The sequence below is a fragment of the Limnohabitans sp. Hippo3 genome (assembly GCF_003063665.1).
In the GTDB taxonomy this organism is placed as follows: domain Bacteria; phylum Pseudomonadota; class Gammaproteobacteria; order Burkholderiales; family Burkholderiaceae_C; genus Limnohabitans_A.
In genome coordinates this window covers 260,486-278,570 of sequence record NZ_NESF01000002.1, presented here as the reverse complement: position 1 = coordinate 278,570, position 18,085 = coordinate 260,486, and the positions used below count along the sequence as shown (strand labels likewise).

The following is an 18,085-nucleotide window of genomic DNA, read 5'->3' as shown; positions in this document are numbered from 1 at the left end:
CCGGTTACGCCGCCAACGATCTGCAGGTTGGCCAGACCGGCAAGATCGTCGCGCCGCAGCTGTACATCGCAGCGGGCATCTCGGGTGCGATCCAGCACCTGGCGGGCATGAAGGATTCGAAGGTGATTGTGGCGATCAACAAAGACCCCGAAGCGCCGATCTTCAGTGTGGCCGACTTCGGCCTCGAAGCCGATCTGTTTGCGGCCATGCCCGAGTTGACGCAGGCGATTTGAATTCAGTCACAGGCGACCCACCCAGCGCTTAAACGTGCCGGCCAGAAAAAGAGACAGGAGACACAAGATGCTGACCATCAATTTATTCAACGGCCTGGTCTACGGTTCCTTGCTCATCATTATGAGCTCGGGCCTGGCGTTGATCTACGGCCTGCGCCGTGTGGTGAACTTTGCCCACGGCGGGCTGTACATGCTGGGGGCCTACATCGGGTTCACGGTGGCCACACACAGCAATTTTTGGGTCGCGCTGGTGGCTGCACCTGCGGCCATGGCGTTGTTTGGTGTGTTGCTCGACCGCTATGGTTTGCGCCTGCTGCAGGACCGTGAACCGCTCTCCGTGATGCTGGTGACCTTTGGCCTGCTGCTCATCCTGGAAGATCTGGTGGTCTTCATTTGGGGCAAGGCCAATCACTCGCTGTTCACACCGGATTTGCTCAACTTCACCGTCGACTTGCTGGGTGACCAGGTGCCTGCTTACCGCATTGGCGTGATCGTGGTGGGTCTGTCTGTAGCGCTGGGTTTGACGCTGTGGCTGCGTTTCTCGCGCATTGGTTTGTTTGTGCGGGCCGCCAGCACCGATCCGGTCACCACCTCCATGCAAGGCGTTAACACCGATGCGGTGAGTGCGGGTGTGGTGGGTCTTGGCAGTGCGCTGGCAGGTCTGGCGGGTGTGGTGGCTGCACCCTTTTTGTCGCTCTCGCCGCACATGAGTTCAGACGTGCTGATCGACTCCTTCGTGGTGGTGGTGATCGGTGGTTTGGGGTCGCTGGCTGGCGCATTCGTGGCCGCGCTGCTGCTGGGGATGATGCAGGCGATTGGCGCGGTTTACATGCCGCAGCTGTCGGTGCTGCTGCCCTTCATCTTCATGATCGCCATCCTGATCTGGAAGCCTTCCGGTCTGGCTGGCAGTCGCACCTGAACCCGGAGCACACACCATGCGTTTTTCCAAAATTCTCCTGTTGGCGCTGCTGGCCTTGCTGGCCGGCGTGGCCATCGCTTTCCTGACCCCCTCCAGCAGTTTGCTGGGCCTGTTTGCGCAGGCCGTGATCTACGCCATCTTCGCTCTCGGTGTCGGGGTGTTGCTGCGACAAAACGGCCTCACCAGTTTCGGCCATGCGCTGTTCTTTGGTGTGGCCGGTTACGCCATGGGCGTGGTCCTGGCCCTCGACTGGATGAGTGCCGAGCTGGCCATCCCGGTGGTGCTGCTGGGCATTGGCGTGCTGGCCTTTTTGATGGGGCTGGTCATCGTGCGTGTGCCGGGCATCGCCTTTGGCATGCTGACCCTAGCCATCGGGCAAATGGCCTATCTGCTGGCCACCCGTTCGCGTGGCCTCACCGGTGGTGCAGACGGCATGAGCGTGAACTGGCCAGCCACCTTGTTCGGATTCAAGCAGTCGGTGCTGCTCAAACCGGACACGTTGTTTCTCATCGTCTGGACCGTGATGGTCGTGGTCACGGTGTTGGTCATCTGGATTTTGCGCACCCGCTTTGGTGCCATCACCGAGGCGATTCGTGACAACGAGGAACGCGCCCGCTTCATCGGCATCACCACCACCGTGCCACGTGCGCTGGTCTATGCGCTGTCGGCCATGGTCACGGGCGTGGCTGGTTTGCTGTCGTCGTTCAATGCCGGATTTGTCTCGCCCGAGAGCCTGCACTGGAGTGTCTCGGGCATTGCCCTGGTGATGGTGGTGGTCGGCGGCTTCAAGTCGGTCATCGGCCCCATCGTAGGGGCCATCGTGTACTTCCTGTTCAAGGATCTTCTGGGCGACTACGCCACCTACTGGATGGCCATTTTCGGGGCCACCCTGATCGCCGTGATCGTCTTCTCGCCCGACGGCATCGCCGGGGCGCTGGAGCGCCTGTTCAAGCCCCGTGCCAAGCATGGCGCGGCCCCCGGCCCTCGTGGCCACTGACCCTCACAACCGGAGAACACCATGACTGCCTTCGTGCTAGAAACACGCGACGTGGCCATCCACTACGGTGGGGTCAAAGCCCTGGACGGCGTCTCGCTGACGCTCGAAAAAGGCCAGATTCGCGGCCTGATTGGCCCCAACGGCGCGGGCAAATCCACAGTGATCGATGCCATCACCGGACGCCGTCCGCTGACCCGTGGCCAGGTGGTCCTGGACGGCCAAGACGTGAGCCAGCTGGGTGCGGTGGCACGTCGCCGCCTTGGGCTGTCGCGCAGCTTCCAGCGCACCAGTATCTTCACGGGTATGCCCGTGCGCAAGCAGGTGGAGCTGGCCTCTTACAAAATGGGCGTGAGCGACTCGGCCGCCGATGCCGAAGCGGTGCTGCAAGAACTTGACCTGGCGCGCATGGGCGAGGTGATGGCCGAAGACCTCGGCTATGGCGAGCAGCGTCGCCTGGACCTGGCGCTCGCGCTGGTGGGCCGCCCCAAGATGCTGATGCTCGACGAGCCCATGGCCGGCTTGTCGGTCAAGGAGTCGCTGGATTTGGCCCAACACCTGAAAGCGCTGACCTCTCGTTGGGAGGTGTCGGTGCTGTTGGTGGAACACGACATGGACGTGGTGTTCGGCATCTCGGATGCCGTCACCGTTTTTGAGTTGGGCCGCGTCATCGCCAGTGGCGAGCCAGCCCAGGTGCGCGCCGACCCCCGTGTGCGCGAAGCTTATCTGGGAAGCGCAGCATGACCCGACTCCTCGACCTTCACAACGTCAATGCCTTTTATGGCTCGGCCCACATCCTGCACGGCCTCAGTCTGCATGTGAACGCAGGCGAACGCGTGGCCCTGATCGGTCGCAATGGCGTGGGCAAGACCACGGTGGTCAACACCATCCTGGGCCTGGCCCAAATGAAAGGTGGCCACATTCGCATGGGCAGCCAGGAAATCACTCGACCGCGACCCTACACCGCCGCCCAGCACGGCATGACCGTGGTCCCGCAAGGCCGTCGCATCGTGGCCAACCTGACGGTGGAAGAAAACCTGCTGCTGGGCGCCGCCACCGGCCGCAAAGGGCCCTGGAATGTGCCCGAGATCTACAAGCTGTTCCCTATCCTGCAAGAGCGTGCCCACACCCCGGGCACGGCGCTCTCTGGCGGGCAGCAGCAGATGTTGGCGGTGGGCCGTGCGCTCATGGCCAACCCGGACCTGATCTTGCTGGACGAACCGACCGAAGGCCTGGCCCCGGTCATCGTGGACCAGCTGGCCGACATCTTCAAGCGCGTGGCCGACCAGGGCACGGCCTTGTTGCTGATCGAACAAAACCTCAGCCTGGTGGTGCGTGTGGCGCATCGCTACCTGGCCATGGCCAAGGGCAACGTGATTGCGCAAGGCCAGGTCGAGAACACCCCGCAAGGGCTCAAGGACATCGAACAACACGTTTTGGTGTGAAGCCCGTACTTCCGGGCATCGTGTGTAAGCAGTGAAGCCATTTTTGGCATTTTTTAAATCAAGGAGACATCATGTTCAAACCCACTCGAATCCAACAACTCGTGGCCATTGCCACCCTGGCTGCCGCGTTGCCCCTGGCCGCCCAGGCGCAGGGTAAGGACCCAGTGCGCGTGGCGCTGATCACGTCCAAATCGGGCGGCTTTGCCACCATGGGCGCTGACGTGGCCAACGGCATCCGCTTTGCGGTGGAAGAGGCCAACGCCCGTGGCGGCGTGGATGGCCGCAAGGTGATCCTGGCCGAAGGCGATGACGAGAGCACGCCCGATGCCGGTCGCCGTGCCGCCGAGAAACTTTCGCGCGAAGGCCACAACCTGATCATCGGCCCTATCACTTCGGGCATCTCGCTGACCATCAGCCAGAACCTGGCGCGCTGGGACGCCGCCCTGATCGGCACCATCAGCAAGGCCGATCGCCTGACAGGGGACGCCTGCAACACCCGCTTCATCCGCACCAACCACTCTGATGCGATGGACCTGGCCATGATCAACGACTGGCTCAAAGGCATTCCGGGCAACAACTTCGCCATCATGGCGGCCGACTACATCTGGGGCCAGGACTCGGCCAAGTCCTTTGAACAGGCCGTGACCGCACAGGGCAAGAAAGTGTCGCTCAAGCTGATGGTGCCCATGGGCACCAAGGACTACGCGCCCTACATCCAGCAGCTCAAGGCCGCCAAGGTGGACGCCATCTGGACTGCCGAAGTGGCCGGTGCCATCGCCTTCACCAAGCAGGCGGCCGACTTTGGCCTGATCCCCCAGACCCCACTGATTGGTCATGCCTTGCTGTCGAACTTCGTGATCAACGCCACCGGCAATGCGCTGACCAATGTGCCGGGCAACGTGGGCTTCACCCCTGACATCGACACGCCCCAGACCAAGGCCTTCGTGAACGCTTTCAAGGCCAAGTTCAACCGTCTGCCCTCTGACACCGAAGGCCAGGCCTACAACGGCGCCATGGTGTTGTTCCAAGGTGTGACTTTGGCCAAGAGCGTCAAGCCCGAAGACGTCACCAAAGCCCTGCGCGGTGCCACGGTGGACACGCTGTACGGCAAGGCCCCCGTGCGCGCTGCCGACAACCAGATGGTGATCCCCAACTATGTGGCGCGAGTTAAAACTGCCGATGGCGTTCTGCGCCCTGTCATCGAGCGTTCGTTCCCGGCTTCGATCACACCCGCCGCATCGCCTGCCTGCAAGATGTAAGACACAGAGCCACCCTCAGGTGGCTCTGGCCACTTGTGCCCGCCTGCCCCCGAACTCTGGGGTGTTGGCGGCACAAGTTTTGCGACGAAAGGATTGGCGCATGACCGACGTGACGCTGTCATTGCAAGAACGCGCTGCACCCCAAATGCAGTGCTTTTGCTGCGGTCCGGCGCACCCCACGGGGCTGCGCATCCGCAGTTTCTGGGACGACTCGGGCGAATTCGTTCTCATGCGCCATACACCGCGCCCGGAGTTCCTCGGCTTTCCGGGTCTGGTCTATGGGGGGCTGCTGGCCATGCTGGTGGACTGCCACAGCGGTTGGACCGCGATGGCTTGGCATTACCGTCAGGAGCAACGCCCACCCGAGAGCAGCCCCGCCATCCAGTGTGTGACGGGCAACATGAACATCGATTACCTCAAGCCCACGCCCATGGGCGTGGAATTGCAGCTCAAGGCCTGGGTTGATGGGCCTGTGACGCGTAAATCACGCGTGCTTTGCGAGATCTGGGCCGGTGATGTGATGACCGTTCGGGCTGACACGCTGTTTGTGCGTGCCGACACCGACCGCTTGCGCGCCCAAGCGCACTTGCCCTCAAGTTTGGTCAGCAGCTTGGGTCGCTGACCGTTGAAGCCCTTTACTGATCATGCTGGACAAAAGCCTTGAAGGCAGTGCTTTGAGCCCGTTTTCGGTGCCGGTCGACCCGGCCCTGCTGCAGGCTTTTGCACGGGCCACCGGTCAGACCGAGCCGCAGTACCTGGACGTTGCCGCTGCGCGTGCCTACGGACATCCGGACTTGCCCATCCCGCCCACGTTTTATTTCTGCCTGGAAATGGACGCGCCCCAGCCGATGGAGCTGTACGAGCGCTTGGGTGTGGACTATGCGCGGGTATTGCACGGCGAGCAGCATTTTCAATACCACCGCATGGCCTTTGCCGGTGAACGCTTGCGCTTTTTGCCACGCATCACAGCGCTGTACGCTCGAAAAGGCGGCGCGCTGGAATTCATCGTGCGTGACACGCGCGTCGAAACGGCGGGCGGCGAGTGTGTCGCCGATCTGCGAAGCGTGCTGGTGGTGAACAACGCCCTGGTCGAAGGCCGCAGCGCGCAGGCTTCTCGCGCGGCACATCCAGGGTTCCCTCAGGCGATGGCATCATCCACCTCCGGCCTGGACCTCCGCCTGGCCACCGAGCACGATGACCTGGCTGACATGTCAGGCACACGCCTGCCGGCACTGGTCATGCCGCCCATCACGCGCGAGACGCTGGTGCGCTACGCCGCCGCCTCGGGCGACGACAACCCGCTGCACATCGACCCGGCCTACGCCCGCCAAGCCGGTCACCCTGATGTGTTCGCCCATGGCATGTTGTCGGCCGCCTACTTGGCAAGGATGTTGACCGACTGGGTGGATCAGGTGGCTATTCGCCGCCTGCAATTGCGCTTTGTGGCCATTACCCGCTTGGGCGATGCCGTCCGTGGTCAGGCCCAAGTGCTGGAGGCCCCGATGCAAGCCGCAGGTCCACGAGCGGGAGTGCCAGGAGATGACAACAGCGCTGCGCACAGGACACTGTCCTTGCAAGCGCATAACCAGGCACATCAGGTCAAGGTTACCGGAACAGCCGTCGTGGGCTAACCACGCGCTTGAATGGGCCGAGACGCAGCGCAGAGCGTCGGTAAAATCCGTGGCTCCAACCATGGCCAATTTGTACCTGTGACCTCCAGCCTCGGCAGCCCGATTTGGGTGCATTCTTCTGCCGTGCACGGCCAAGGCGTGTTCGCTACGCGCCACATCGCTGCAGGCGAGACGGTCATCGAGTACGTGGGCGAGGTCATCACCATGGCTGAGGCGATCGCTCGCCACCCGCACGACGCGGCCAACCCCGACCACACGTTTTATTTCCATCTGGACGATGGTCGGGTGATCGATGCACTCGCGCACGGCAACGCTTCCAAGTGGATCAACCATTCGTGCGGACCCAACTGTGTGCCTGATGAGGTTCAGGGGCGCATCTTCATCCAGACGCGCAGGCCCGTGTTCAAGGGGGAAGAGCTGACCTTTGACTATGGGCTGTTCAGCGACGAGCCCATGAGCGAAGCCCTGAAGGCCCGTTATGCCTGCCGCTGCGGGGCCAAAAAGTGCCGAGGCACGATGCTGGCCTTGCGTTGACAGATACCGGGCTTCAGGCAGCTTGTCGCTTGGCGGGGTGTTCAGGCCCCGCGTGATGGCCAAATCTCAATGGTCGCGCGGGCGCATCAGCCAGCTCACCAGCGTGGCCGCCACCGCGCCTACCCCGACGGCAATGAACACGGATTTGAAGGGTGCCTGCTGGATGCAGTGTTCGGCCGTGGAGGTGGCTTGCTTGGTTTTTTGCGCCAACAATTGGCGGGTTTCAATTGCCGTGTCGCGGCTGTGCTGTGCCATATCGCTGATGCTGTCCGAGAGCCGTTCGGCCAAACGCTCGAAGGCAGGTTTGGCTTCGTGTGCGGCCTCTTGCACAGAGGCCGAAACGCCAGCAGCGACGGTGGCCATTTTGTCGATGGGGCTTTGAGGGTCGGTCATGTGCGCTCGCTTTCTGGGTGGGTGAAGAACAGGGCTTCACCATAAAAGCGGCCAAAGCGTTTGTCTGTGGTCTGCCGCACCCGTCTCAGGGCGCTCACATTTCCTGGCGTTTGATCTCCCGAAGCATGAAGAGGTAAAGGCTCTCTACTTTGTCCCGTGCCCAGGGCGTCTTGCGCAGAAATTTCAGACTGGAGCCCACACTGGGCTCATGGGTGAAGCAGCGGATCGGGATGCGCACACCCAGATCGGCCCAGCCGTAATGGTCGGCCAATCGGGTGACGATGGTCTCCAGGGTCAGACCATGCAGCGGGTTGCGTGGTTGGGGGTTGTCGTGGGCAGAGTTGGGCATGACCCGATTGTCTACTGATTTGGGCAGGGTGCTGCAGCGCACAGAAGACTGTGCATCGGCCGCCTAGATTGGGGGAGGCTGAGCGCAGCTGGTTTGGCTGCGGGTCGCTCACGGAGAACTTTTCATGCACCCTGCAACGTCGGGGCCGACAGGTCCCTGGGCCGAGTTGACCGCCGATCAGCTGCGCAAAACGGTCGATGCGGCCACGCTCGGCTTTGCGGACACGTCCGAGTTGTTGCATAAGTCCTTGCCATGGATAGGGCAGGAGCGTGCCCAACAAGCGGCCGAATTCGGCATGGCCATGACCGAGGCGGATTACAACCTGTTTGTCTTGGGTGAGGTGGGCAGTGGCCGAACCACACTGCTGTGCCAGTTGATGTATGCACAGGCGGAACACCGTCCCGTCCCGCCAGACCTGTGTTACCTGCACAACTTTGACGAGCCGGGCCGGCCCAGGGCCTTGCGCCTGAAGGCGGGGCAGGGGCGTGTGTTGCGCCTGAGCATGCTGGAGCTGGCCAAGCGGCTGCAAAGCGAAGTGCCCAAGCGTTTGGCCCAAGACGATTACAAGGCCGAGAGCAAACGGATTGAGGCCACCTACAAAAGCGAAGAAGACCGAGGCTACCTGGCCCTGAGCGCCTATGCCGAGGCCCACCACTTTGCCTTGATGCGCGATCAGGGGCACATGGTGTTCACTCTGAAAGACGCGCAAGGTGAGCCCGTGACGGCGGGCAAGGCCCTGACCTTGAGCCGGGAGCAACGTGCCCAGATCGATGAAAGCGAAGAGGCGCTGCGCGCAGAGATCAGCCGTTATCTGGAGAAAACGCGGGCGTTGGAGCGCGTGATGAACGAGGGCCTGTCGGCTTTGCGCAGACAGACCCTCAAACCCATGCTCGTGCACGAGATGCAGTCGATCTCCCATGTGCTGGGGCAGCCCGTGACCGACAAGGTCAAGCTGGCTGCGTTTCTCGAGCAGGTCCAGCAATGTGTGCTGGACAACGTGGAGTTGTTCGAGCCCAGTGAAGAGGAGGATGTGCGGCTGGAGGCGCTGGCGTCTGTTTTGAGCCTGTTTCGTGTGAATGTGGTGGTGGACAACCATGGACTGCAGGGCGCGCCCGTGTTGGTGGAGGACAACCCCTTGTTCAGGATGCTGTTTGGCAGCATCGAATACGCCGCGGACGAAGGCGAGCTGGTGACCGATTTTTCGCGCATCCGTGCAGGCAGCTTGCTCAAGGCGCATGGCGGGTTCTTGATGCTGCACCTGCGGGATTTGCTGGCCGACCCCCATGTCTGGGAAAAGCTGCGCCGGTTCATGCGCAATGGTCGCCTGCAGATCGAGGAGCCCGGCATGATGTACGCGCCCATGGCTGCCGAGTCCCTGGAGCCCGAGGCGGTGGCGGTGGATGTGAAGCTGGTGCTGGTGGCGTCGGTGGACGAGTACTACGCGGTGCAGGAAGCGGACCCCGAATTTGCACGGCGTTTTCGCTGCAAGGTGGACTTTGCCGAAAGCTTTGCAGCGACCGCCGCATCGGCCGAGGCCACCGCCATTTTTGTGGGGCACACCTGCCAGAAACGGCAGTTGCCGCATTTTTCTGCGCAAGCCGTGGCGGCTTTGATCGAAGAGACACACCGCGAAGCCGATGACCAGCATCGGCAAAGCGCCATCTTTGCACGGCTGGAGGCCTTGGTGATCGAGAGTGCGGCGCGGGCCAGGCAGCAGGGCAAAGCCACGGTGGCGCTGGCCGATGTGCAGGGTGCCAAACAGGCCCGGCTTCACCGACACAACTACCCCGAGCAACGGTTGCAGGAAACCCTGCTCGATGGCGAACGCTTGCTTCAGGTCAGCGGTGAGCAGGTGGCGCAGGTCAATGGCCTCACGGTGGTGGACCTGGGGGACTACCGCTTCGGGTTTCCGGTGCGGGTGACGGCTTGCACCTATGCCGGAGAAGAAGGCTTGCTCAACATCGAACGTGAGGTGGAGCTGTCAGGCCCGATCCACGACAAAGGCGTGCTGATTTTGCACAGCTATCTGTCAGCGCTTTTTGCCCACCTGGCACCTTTGGCCATGAATGCGGCGGTGGTGTTTGAGCAGGAATACAGCGGTGTCGAAGGCGATTCGGCTTCGTGCGCCGAGTTCTACGCTTTGCTGTCGAGCTTGTCAGGTATGCCGCTCAAGCAAGGCATCGCCGTGACGGGCGCAGTGAACCAGCATGGTGAACTGTTACCGGTGGGCGGCATCAACGAAAAGATTGAAGGCTTCTTTCGCAGCTGTGAAAACCTGGGCCTGGATGGTCATCAAGGCGTGTTGATGCCCCGACGGAACTGCCGGCATTTGATGCTGGACGCACGTGTGGTCGAGGCGGTGGCTGCCGGGCGTTTCCATATCCATGTGGCCGATACAGCCGCCGAGGGCATGGTGCTTTTGACGGGTGTGAAGTTTGGCACCCTGGGGGTGGGGGGCTACGAGGCGGGCAGCGTGTTGGGGCGTGCGCAAAAAACATTGCAGCGCTTTCGCCATGCGTGTGAGCACCTGGGCAACAAGCCGACGCTCAAGCCGAACCACTTGCGACACCTCAAGCACAGCGTTTTGCGCTGAGCCTGCAGGCATTGTGTGTGGGCGCATGTGCGGATCAGCCATTGAAATATGCCGATGGTGTTACCGGTTTTTGTGGGCTTACTGGTTTGGATGTAGTGCGCCTCACTAATTCTGAGGATGCCGCAGTCAACCGCTGAGGCCTATTCTGATGGCAGCGATCAGGTCATGGTTTTGAGAGGTCGATATGGACCTTGGGCCTGGTAAAAATGAAAAGGATCTCATTCATGTGCATCGATCTCGTGCTGGCCGATCCGTATCCTGTGATGCTGGAAGGGCTCACCCATGTCTTCCAGGATTCCTCCGACTTTTCAGTCAAGTCTTGCGTCCGCAACGGGGATGAGGCCTTGCAGGCCTTGCAACAGTTTCAGCCCCACATCCTGGTGATGGACTTGTCCTTGTCGCAAAGAAATGGCCTGGCCTTGCTCGAAGAAATCAAGGCGCAGAACTTGCCCACACGCCCTGTGGTGTTCACGGGCGCACCGATTGGTGAGGTCATGCGGGCGCTGGATCTGGACGTTCCGGGTTTGGTGTCGAAAGAAAAATCACGCCAAATTTTGACCCGTTGCATCAAGTCGGTGCACGAGGGTGGCAAGTGGCTGGACCGTGACCTGTCGGTCAGGACCATGTCGCTTCTGCTGGAACAGCAAAAGAAAAAAGCGAATGCCTCACAGCTGTTGACGCCACGTGAATTGACGGTGGCGCGCATGGTCACCGAGGGCTGGCCCAATAAAAAAATCGCCAGCAAGCTGTTCATCAGCGAGGGCACGGCCAAGCTGCACTTGCACCACATCTATCAAAAACTCAACTGTCCCGGGCGCATGTCACTGCAGCGCTACATGCAGGAGCATGGCTTGCTTTGAGGGTCTGCAATGTATTGAAATGAACGAACAAGGAAACTCGATGTCACAGGAAAATCAAATTCTCGAAAAAGCATATGCAGAGCACATTGGTGAGCATTACCGACGTGCATCGGATGAGCTTTTGCACGCCTATCAGCGCAACAAGGAGGCTGGCAGACACCACGAGGCGGGTGCATTCAAGGCCGCCCTGCACCATGCTCAGCTGTCCAAGCACCACGCCTTCAATGCCCACGAGCATTTGAAGGAGGTGTTGGTGATGCACGAAAAAATGAAAGCCACGCAGACGACTGCGTTGCCGGCTTCATTGGGGGGTGATTTGCTTCAGTGATGCAGAAGTTAAAAATTGATTGAGTTTATTTTTGATATGTGCCGTACCGCACAGACTGTCAAGCAGGGTGTGAATAGACTGTTTCAACAACCGTCAGCGCAATGGTTGTGAAGCAGGGGGAGCCCGAAGTGAGTGGTTTGTCTTGGTCAATGAAGGGCCTTGGTGCCCCTATCTGGAGACGTTGATATGTCAATTCGAGTCCTGCTTTCTTCCAAACACAAAGTCGTGTCTGAGGGCATCGCTGCCGTGTTACGAACACACCATGACATGGATGTTGTGGGGGTGTCCGACCATTCCGAGAAGACAAATGCCTTGTGCGACGAGGTGGACCCTGATGTGGTGTTGATCGGCATGCAGGCCAATGATGCGCAAGACCTGAGGCTGATGCAACAGATTGCTCACCACCAGCCTTCCAAGAACATGGTGGCTTTTTCAAGCGATACCGATCGCCATTCGATCATCGAAATTCTGGATGCGGGTGCCAAAGCCTATGTGTCCACCACCAGCAGCATGGACGAGTTGATGTCTGCGATCCGTGCGGCAGCGGCTGGGCGGGTCTATCTGTGTCAGGCAGCAGCCTCAGAGATGATGGAGAGCGTGCGCAAGGCACGCTCAGGTGACATCACTGTCAAAGGCCATCTGGGTGGGCGTGAAGAGCAGGTGCTGCGTTTGATTGCCGATGGTTTTTCTTCCAAGGAAATCGCCCGCAACTTGCAGATTGCCCCCAGTACGGTCGAGGTGCACCGGCGCAACATCATGCGCAAGATCGGTTTGCATAAGGTGGCCGATCTCACGCGCTACGCCATCCGCAATCAGATGGTGTCGGTCTAGCCTTCAGACCGGTTGCTTGCCGTCTTTCATGGCGTGAGCAACCGGCGTTCTTCGTCTCGGATGACCCCGTAGCATTCGCAGGCACGTTGTGCCAACGCCGATCGGTTCAGCACCGTGATGCGGCCTCGGCTGTAGCTGAGGATGCCGTCGTCCATCAAGCGCTTGGCCGCTTGGGTCACACCTTCCCGCCGCACCCCCAACAGATTGGCCATCGATTCATGCGTCAGTCCGATGCTGTCGTCGTCCTGTCTATCCAGCATGAGCAGCAGCATGCTGCACAGTTGTCGCTCCAGCGTATGGTGCCGATGGCACACAGCGCCTTGCGACATTTGCGTGATCAAGGTTTGTGTGTAACGCAAGAAAAGCTGTTGTACCGGGTTACCTTGGTTGAAGCTGCCCAGCACCACGCTGAGCCTCAGGCGCAGAGCGGTGCCTGCTTTTTGGACCACGGCACGGTTGCGTGTGTGCGCCGCGCCCATCAGCAGGTAAACGCCGATGACCCCTTCCTTGCCGGTCATGGCGACTTGCGTGGCATCGCCGTTTTCCAGAAGGCGAATCCAGGAGACGATGGCGGTGAGCGGAAAGTGCAAATGACTCACGATGCGGCCAGGTTCGTGGAGCACCTGCCCCAGCTTCAAATCAACCCACTCCAAATGCGGTGTCCACTCCTTGAAAATATCTGACGGTAATAAATCAATAATCTTATTTAATTTGTAATTAATTTTCATAAATTTCATTTTTTACAATCGATGCCCATGAAATTTAGCAAATATTCGGAGTGTTTCTGTACGGCACCGAACACAACTATCCCCAATCAGGGATTTAATTTCTGTAACCTTGATCCACGTCAGACGTGCGCTGAAAGCATGGCCTGTTGGGGGTGTGCACATTCGCGCAAACCGGCCATGTCCAGGATGTTGACCACGCCTCTTTGGTAATCGATCAAACCCTTGGTTTTGAGATCACCGGCAGCCAAAGTGATGCTGACGCGTCGAACACCGAGCATCTGCGCCAGGTGCTCGTGGGTCAGAGGCAAGCGGACGCTTTGCGCGCGTTCGGCAGACAACACCAGCCAATGGGCCAATCGGGTGCCGATGTCATCGAACTGGACAGAGGCCGACATCGTGGCCACATGCTCGGCCAGTTGCCACAGGTATTGAGAAATCACCCACAGCATGCCGGGCCGCTGGTGCAGCAGCATGGCCAGATCATGGCTGTTGGCCGCCCAGGCGCTGCCACCGGTTTGGACCCGGCAGCGCAAACGGCCGGGAACCGGACTCAGCACCGAGCCCAGGCCAATGGCCCCCTCTGATCCGACCAAGCCCACAGCCAGTGTGTGCTGCACAGGGCTTTCGACCAGCAGTGCGACCGAGGCACCGGTTAAAAAATAGATTTTTGAATGGCCGTCTGCACAGGGCAGGCCCAGTGACTGACCTGCTTTGAGTGCCACCGGTTGGCAAATGCTTTGCACCCGGTTCTGATCTTCCCTGGCCAGTTGAAAGATGAGTCCGTTTGTCGAGAGCGTCACTGAAAATTACCCGGTTGCACGGTGGTCAAAAAGTGTTCCAGCGTTGAAAAAAGCCAGCGAAAAATGAGGATTTTTTGAGTTCGCAAAGTATATGTCGCGCGTTCATCAAGTGGATCACAGTAAAAATGGCTTGTGTGTTCGACAAAGAACATAAAATCAACAAAATGCCCAGAAGGCATCCGGAGCGCACCCATTTGTCTACACAAAAGATTGAGAACTCATCCTTGGCCCTGATGCTGGCCAGTGGCCCCAGGGTCGGCAATGTGAACCGTGCGCTCGTGTATTTGCAGGCAGGCCCCTTGGTTCGGGAGGCCGGAGATGCTGGTGTCTGGGCTTATTTCCCGGTGGATGCGCTCATTGGCCTGGTGCCGGTGCATTCGGCAGCGGCTGCCGTGGCCTTGGTGGGGCGGCATGGTTGTATCGTCTGGCCCGATGCGGCGGCTGCGTCTGTGCAGGCACATGTCGTATCGCCGGGGCGGGCGTACCGCCTCGACTGGGCGACGGTGAAAGAAGACCCGGACCGTTTTGCGCCCTGGCTGTGGCACGCCGCCGCCGCCGCACAAAGCCTGATCGGCCAAATGGCCCAGTGGTCATTTTGTGCGCAGCATCACAGCCCATCGCAGCACCTGGCCAGTTGGCTGCTGTATGGCTTGGCCCAATCGCCCAACGCCGAGTTGACCATCCGTTTGCAGGGCTTGCCGCCGATCATTCGGCAGCAGCTGGCCGCATCGGTCCTGGCTGTACCAGAGGTCTTGGCTTCATCCGCTTATGTTTTGGATGGCGACGTTTTGTGCATCACCGACCCAGAGCAGCTGGCGGCAGGGGCTTGCTCGTGTCACGCACGCATGGCCCATCCGAAGCTTGCCCAGCCCTGAGCTCAGGCTTGTGCGCTGGGGCTCCATCCGGCGGTGATGTCCCGAGCCAATGACTCGGCCACCTTGATGCCGTCTACACCTGCCGACAAAATGCCGCCCGCATAACTCGCGCCTTCGCCTGCCGGGTAAAGGCCGCGGGTGTTGGTGCTCTGGTGGTCGTCACCTCGCGGGATACGCAGGGGCGAAGAGGTGCGTGTCTCCACCCCGGTCATCACCGCGTCCGCCATGTCGTAGCCCTTGATCTTGCGGCCGAATGCGGGCAAGGCTTCGCGCATCGCGGCCACCGCGTAGTCGGGCAGCACGTTGGCCAGGTCGGTCAGTTTCACGCCGGGTTTGTAGGAGGGCAACACACTGCCCCAGGTGGTGGAGGGGCGCTGTGCCAGAAAGTCGCCCACCAGCTGGCCGGGCGCTTCGTAGTTGCTGCCACCCACTTCGAAGGCGCGGGTTTCGAGTTGGCGTTGCAACACGATGCCGGACAGGGGGTGCGCTTGGGGAGGTTGTTGCGCGGCCAAAGCGTGCGCTTCCTGTGCGAGCTGGGTGCCGTCTTGCTCGCCAAAGGCGGCCTGCCAGGCGGCGGTGTCCAAGGGGTAATCTGGCGGGTCGATGGCCACCACCATGCCCGCGTTGGCATTGCGTTCGTTGCGCGAGTACTGGCTCATGCCGTTGGTCACCACGCGGCCCGGCTCGCTGGTGGCGGCCACCACGGTGCCGCCGGGGCACATGCAAAAGCTGTAGACAGCCCGGCCGTTTTGCGCGTGGTGCACCAGCTTGTAATCGGCCGCGCCCAGCAAGGGGTGGCCTGCATGGCGGCCCCAGCGGGCCTGGTCGATCACGCTTTGCGGGTGCTCGATGCGCACACCAATGGAAAACGCCTTGGCCTGCATGGCCACGCCACGGCGGTGCAGCATGACAAAGGTGTCGCGCGAACTGTGGCCCAGCGCCATGACGGCGTGGCGTGTGTGCAGGGTGTGGTGTTCGCCCGTGCGCAGGTCTTGCACCTGCAGCCCGGTGAGTTGCTGGCCACCAGCGGCGGGCGAAAGCAGCACGTCGCTCACGCGTTGCTCAAAGCGGATCTCGCCGCCCAACGCGATGATCTGTTCGCGGATGTGTTCCACCACTTTGACCAGCTTGAAGGTGCCGATGTGCGGGTGTGCGGCGTACAGGATGTCGGCGGGTGCGCCTGCATGGACGAATTCATCAATGACCTTGCGGCCCAGGTGGCGTGGGTCCTTGATCTGGCTGTAGAGCTTGCCGTCAGAGAAGGTGCCCGCACCGCCTTCGCCAAACTGCACATTGCTCTCAGGGTTGAGCACCTTTTTGCGCCACAGGCCCCAGGTGTCCTTGGTGCGTTCACGCACGGGCTTGCCACGCTCCAGCACGATGGGCTTGAAACCCATTTGCGCCAGCGCCAGGGCAGCGAACATACCGCACGGCCCAAAGCCCACCACCACAGGACGCTCGCCTGGCGTTGCACCAAAATTGGCGGGGGCCTGGCAGGGCGGGTGCCAGGTCATGTCGGGGGTGGGCTGGATGTGGGGATGCTTGTCAAACTGCTGCAGCAGCGCTGTCTCGGTTTGCGCATTGTTGAGCGCCAGGTCCACGATGTAGACCGCGCGCAGATCGGCCTTGCGGGCATCGAAGCTGCGTTTGAAAACGTTCAGTGTGGCGATGTCGGCAGTGCGGATGCCCAGCGCTTGCGCAGCCATTTGGCGCAGGGCGTCGATGGGGTGCGGCGTGGGCAGGCGGTCTTCGTCGGTTTCGGACGGCGCGTCGGCCGCGCGGCGCGTCTCGACTGGCAGGGCCGAGAGAGGGAGTTTGAGTTCTGAAATCCGGATCATGGCAACCTCTGTGGCTTGTGGTTATCAAGCAAGAAGCGGTGATTATCGCCGTGCGATCAGGTGGGCAAGAACCCCTCGACCGACAAATAGCGCTCGCCCGTGTCGTAGTTGAAGCCCAATACGGTGGCCCCGGCAGGCAGTTCGGGCAGTTTTTGGGCAATGGCGGCCAAAGTAGCGCCCGAGGAAATGCCGACCAGCATGCCCTCTTCACGGGCCGAGCGGCGGGCGTATTCGCGGGCGACTTCGGCATCGACCTGGATCACGCCGTCCAGCAACGAGGTGTCGAGGTTTTGGGGGATGAAGCCTGCGCCAATGCCTTGAATCGGGTGGGGCGCGGGGGTGCCGCCTGAGATGACGGGTGAAGCCGCAGGCTCGACCGCGAACACCTTGAGATGGGGAAACTTGGCTTTGAGCACGCGGGCGGTGCCCGTCAGGTGGCCGCCTGTGCCCACGCCGGTGATGAGGGCGTCGATGCCATCGGGGAAGTCGGTCAGGATTTCCTGCGCGGTGGTGCGCACGTGCACGTCGATGTTGGCGGGGTTTTCAAATTGCTGGGGCATCCAGGCACCGGGGGTGCTGGCCACCAGTTCCTGGGCGCGGGCAATTGCCCCCTTCATGCCTTTTTCGCGCGGTGTCAGGTCAAAGCTGGCGCCATAGGCCAGCATCAGCCGACGGCGCTCAATGCTCATGCTGTCGGGCATGACCAGCACCAGCTTGTAGCCTTTCACGGCGGCTACCATGGCCAGGCCAATCCCGGTGTTGCCCGAGGTGGGCTCGACGATGCTGCCGCCGGGCTTCAAGGCCCCCGACTTTTCGGCGGCTTCGACCATGGCCAGTGCGATGCGGTCCTTGACCGAGCCGCCCGGGTTGCTGCGTTCGGATTTGATCCAGACATTTGCACCCGTGCCAAACAGGCGCTGGATGCGCACATGGGGCGTGTGGCCGATGGTGTCGAGGATGGTGTGGGCTTTCATGAGGGATTCCTGTCTCGGTGGTGTGTGGACGCCGCGCCCTCGCGGCGAATGTGGGCAATCTGAAAAGGCATTATCGCGAGGAGGGCCTCGCGCCCACAAAAATTCAGTGTCCCATTTCGCCATGTGCGCAAGCCCACAGGCGATAATCGCCCGGTGAAGCTCGCCAGACCGTCGCTGGTGCAATCTCCGAAAGGAGGCACTGGAGGAACGTCCGGACTGCACAGGACAGCGTAGGAGGCAACGCCTCTCCACCGTGAGGTGAGGATCAGAGCAACAGAGACGAGCCGATTGAGTTCGGGTGAAACGGGCAATCTCTACGCGCAGCAATACCAAGTAGGCCAGCGTTGATGTGGTTCCGCAGAGCTGGCGGGTAGGTAGCATCGAGCCGGGTGGGCGACCCCCGGCCCAGAGTAATGGCGGTCACACAGCGGGCAACTGCTGTGCACAGAATCCGGCTTATCGGCGAGCTTCACACTTTTTCAACCCATGAAAAAACCCGCC

20 protein-coding genes and 1 other RNA gene are annotated in these 18,085 nt (G+C 60.9%); 15 read left to right on the top strand and 6 right to left on the bottom strand.

The genetic code is table 11. The features are described 5' to 3' along the window. From B9Z34_RS05775 to B9Z34_RS05735, 9 genes are all read left to right on the top strand, one after another. The coding region (locus B9Z34_RS05775) for an electron transfer flavoprotein subunit alpha/FixB family protein (RefSeq protein WP_199220071.1) at positions 1 to 233 on the top strand (233 nt) is incomplete at its 5' end. Between the two features lie 67 nt (positions 234 to 300). Continuing rightward, positions 301 to 1,152: a branched-chain amino acid ABC transporter permease gene (locus B9Z34_RS05770; protein ID WP_108427140.1), complete on the top strand. Its 852-nt coding sequence runs from the start codon at positions 301 to 303 to the stop codon at positions 1,150 to 1,152. Positions 1,153 to 1,168: 16 nt separating this feature from the next. Then, the gene (locus tag B9Z34_RS05765) at positions 1,169 to 2,149 is read left to right on the top strand and encodes a branched-chain amino acid ABC transporter permease (protein ID WP_108427139.1); all 981 of its coding nucleotides are present in this window, start codon (positions 1,169 to 1,171) and stop codon (positions 2,147 to 2,149) included. A 21-nt stretch (positions 2,150 to 2,170) separates the two neighbouring features. Next, a complete protein-coding gene (locus B9Z34_RS05760) occupies positions 2,171 to 2,890 on the top strand; it encodes an ABC transporter ATP-binding protein (RefSeq protein WP_108427138.1) in 720 nt (239 codons plus the stop codon). Then, entirely contained in the window at positions 2,887 to 3,591 is a 705-nt protein-coding gene (locus B9Z34_RS05755; RefSeq protein WP_108427137.1) for an ABC transporter ATP-binding protein, read from the top strand. The genes B9Z34_RS05760 and B9Z34_RS05755 overlap by 4 nt, the downstream gene beginning before the upstream one ends. 71 nt (positions 3,592 to 3,662) lie before the next feature. Next, positions 3,663 to 4,850, top strand: a complete 1,188-nt coding sequence (locus B9Z34_RS05750) for an ABC transporter substrate-binding protein (protein WP_108427136.1) — start codon at positions 3,663 to 3,665, stop codon at positions 4,848 to 4,850. A gap of 100 nt (positions 4,851 to 4,950) precedes the next feature. Continuing rightward, positions 4,951 to 5,472, top strand: coding sequence for a PaaI family thioesterase (locus B9Z34_RS05745; protein WP_108427135.1), 522 nt, complete (start codon positions 4,951 to 4,953; stop codon positions 5,470 to 5,472). 22 nt (positions 5,473 to 5,494) lie between these two features. Further along, positions 5,495 to 6,481: a MaoC family dehydratase N-terminal domain-containing protein gene (locus B9Z34_RS14805; protein ID WP_108427134.1), complete on the top strand. Its 987-nt coding sequence runs from the start codon at positions 5,495 to 5,497 to the stop codon at positions 6,479 to 6,481. A gap of 78 nt (positions 6,482 to 6,559) precedes the next feature. Then, a complete protein-coding gene (locus B9Z34_RS05735) occupies positions 6,560 to 7,015 on the top strand; it encodes an SET domain-containing protein (protein WP_233249427.1) in 456 nt (151 codons plus the stop codon). Positions 7,016 to 7,081: 66 nt separating this feature from the next. Here B9Z34_RS05735 and B9Z34_RS05730 read toward each other — a convergent pair whose 3' ends face one another. Together B9Z34_RS05730 and B9Z34_RS05725 are read right to left on the bottom strand one after the other, a co-directional pair. After that, positions 7,082 to 7,408, bottom strand: coding sequence for a DUF883 family protein (locus B9Z34_RS05730; protein ID WP_108427132.1), 327 nt, complete (start codon positions 7,406 to 7,408; stop codon positions 7,082 to 7,084). A 94-nt stretch (positions 7,409 to 7,502) separates the two neighbouring features. Next, a complete protein-coding gene (locus B9Z34_RS05725; protein ID WP_108427131.1) occupies positions 7,503 to 7,757 on the bottom strand; it encodes a VF530 family DNA-binding protein in 255 nt (84 codons plus the stop codon). 124 nt (positions 7,758 to 7,881) lie between these two features. Between B9Z34_RS05725 and B9Z34_RS05720 the strand changes: the two genes are divergently transcribed. The 4 genes from B9Z34_RS05720 to B9Z34_RS05705 all read left to right on the top strand — a co-directional run bounded on the left by B9Z34_RS05720 (position 7,882) and on the right by B9Z34_RS05705 (position 12,369). Beyond that, positions 7,882 to 10,350: a Lon protease family protein gene (locus B9Z34_RS05720; RefSeq protein ID WP_108427130.1), complete on the top strand. Its 2,469-nt coding sequence runs from the start codon at positions 7,882 to 7,884 to the stop codon at positions 10,348 to 10,350. A 224-nt stretch (positions 10,351 to 10,574) separates the two neighbouring features. Beyond that, positions 10,575 to 11,210 carry a response regulator transcription factor gene (locus B9Z34_RS05715; protein WP_108427175.1) on the top strand — a complete coding sequence of 212 codons (636 nt, stop codon included), beginning with the start codon at positions 10,575 to 10,577 and terminating at the stop codon, positions 11,208 to 11,210. 19 nt (positions 11,211 to 11,229) lie between these two features. Then, positions 11,230 to 11,538 (top strand): hypothetical protein, encoded by a 309-nt coding sequence (locus B9Z34_RS05710; RefSeq protein WP_108427129.1) that lies wholly within the window; start codon positions 11,230 to 11,232, stop codon positions 11,536 to 11,538. A gap of 186 nt (positions 11,539 to 11,724) precedes the next feature. After that, complete coding sequence (locus B9Z34_RS05705) at positions 11,725 to 12,369, top strand: response regulator transcription factor (protein WP_108427128.1); 645 nt, start codon at positions 11,725 to 11,727, stop codon at positions 12,367 to 12,369. A gap of 26 nt (positions 12,370 to 12,395) precedes the next feature. On the opposite strand, the gene B9Z34_RS05700 is transcribed toward B9Z34_RS05705, so the two are convergent. After that, positions 12,396 to 12,992 (bottom strand): Crp/Fnr family transcriptional regulator, encoded by a 597-nt coding sequence (locus B9Z34_RS05700; RefSeq protein WP_233249425.1) that lies wholly within the window; start codon positions 12,990 to 12,992, stop codon positions 12,396 to 12,398. A gap of 224 nt (positions 12,993 to 13,216) precedes the next feature. Further along, on the bottom strand, positions 13,217 to 13,714 hold the full coding sequence (locus B9Z34_RS05695) for a Crp/Fnr family transcriptional regulator (RefSeq protein WP_146179623.1): 498 nt from the start codon (positions 13,712 to 13,714) through the stop codon (positions 13,217 to 13,219). A gap of 407 nt (positions 13,715 to 14,121) precedes the next feature. Between B9Z34_RS05695 and B9Z34_RS05690 the strand changes: the two genes are divergently transcribed. After that, a complete protein-coding gene (locus B9Z34_RS05690) occupies positions 14,122 to 14,772 on the top strand; it encodes a hypothetical protein (RefSeq protein ID WP_108427125.1) in 651 nt (216 codons plus the stop codon). A 2-nt stretch (positions 14,773 to 14,774) separates the two neighbouring features. Here the strand turns inward: B9Z34_RS05690 and B9Z34_RS05685 are convergent, their stop codons facing one another. Both B9Z34_RS05685 and cysK read right to left on the bottom strand, forming a co-directional pair. Further along, a complete protein-coding gene (locus B9Z34_RS05685; RefSeq protein ID WP_108427124.1) occupies positions 14,775 to 16,610 on the bottom strand; it encodes an NAD(P)/FAD-dependent oxidoreductase in 1,836 nt (611 codons plus the stop codon). Positions 16,611 to 16,666: 56 nt separating this feature from the next. Continuing rightward, the gene (gene cysK, locus B9Z34_RS05680) at positions 16,667 to 17,584 is read right to left on the bottom strand and encodes a cysteine synthase A (RefSeq protein WP_108427123.1); all 918 of its coding nucleotides are present in this window, start codon (positions 17,582 to 17,584) and stop codon (positions 16,667 to 16,669) included. Positions 17,585 to 17,739: 155 nt separating this feature from the next. Here cysK and rnpB point away from each other — a divergent pair. Next, positions 17,740 to 18,059: RNase P RNA component class A (gene rnpB, locus B9Z34_RS05675), an RNA gene on the top strand. Positions 18,060 to 18,085: the final 26 nt, after the last annotated feature.

Bases quoted from the DNA above. Each gene is read 5' to 3' on its own strand.
- B9Z34_RS05770 (WP_108427140.1), top strand. From the start codon at position 301: ATGCTGACCATCAATTTATTCAACGGCCTGGTCTACGGTTCCTTGCTC.
- B9Z34_RS05765 (WP_108427139.1), top strand. From the start codon at position 1,169: ATGCGTTTTTCCAAAATTCTCCTGTTGGCGCTGCTGGCCTTGCTGGCC.
- B9Z34_RS05760 (WP_108427138.1), top strand. From the start codon at position 2,171: ATGACTGCCTTCGTGCTAGAAACACGCGACGTGGCCATCCACTACGGT.
- B9Z34_RS05755 (WP_108427137.1), top strand. From the start codon at position 2,887: ATGACCCGACTCCTCGACCTTCACAACGTCAATGCCTTTTATGGCTCG.
- B9Z34_RS05750 (WP_108427136.1), top strand. From the start codon at position 3,663: ATGTTCAAACCCACTCGAATCCAACAACTCGTGGCCATTGCCACCCTG.
- B9Z34_RS05745 (WP_108427135.1), top strand. From the start codon at position 4,951: ATGACCGACGTGACGCTGTCATTGCAAGAACGCGCTGCACCCCAAATG.
- B9Z34_RS14805 (WP_108427134.1), top strand. From the start codon at position 5,495: ATGCTGGACAAAAGCCTTGAAGGCAGTGCTTTGAGCCCGTTTTCGGTG.
- B9Z34_RS05730 (WP_108427132.1), bottom strand. From the start codon at position 7,408: ATGACCGACCCTCAAAGCCCCATCGACAAAATGGCCACCGTCGCTGCT.
- B9Z34_RS05725 (WP_108427131.1), bottom strand. From the start codon at position 7,757: ATGCCCAACTCTGCCCACGACAACCCCCAACCACGCAACCCGCTGCAT.
- B9Z34_RS05720 (WP_108427130.1), top strand. From the start codon at position 7,882: ATGCACCCTGCAACGTCGGGGCCGACAGGTCCCTGGGCCGAGTTGACC.
- B9Z34_RS05715 (WP_108427175.1), top strand. From the start codon at position 10,575: ATGTGCATCGATCTCGTGCTGGCCGATCCGTATCCTGTGATGCTGGAA.
- B9Z34_RS05710 (WP_108427129.1), top strand. From the start codon at position 11,230: ATGAACGAACAAGGAAACTCGATGTCACAGGAAAATCAAATTCTCGAA.
- B9Z34_RS05705 (WP_108427128.1), top strand. From the start codon at position 11,725: ATGTCAATTCGAGTCCTGCTTTCTTCCAAACACAAAGTCGTGTCTGAG.
- B9Z34_RS05685 (WP_108427124.1), bottom strand. From the start codon at position 16,610: ATGATCCGGATTTCAGAACTCAAACTCCCTCTCTCGGCCCTGCCAGTC.
- cysK (WP_108427123.1), bottom strand. From the start codon at position 17,584: ATGAAAGCCCACACCATCCTCGACACCATCGGCCACACGCCCCATGTG.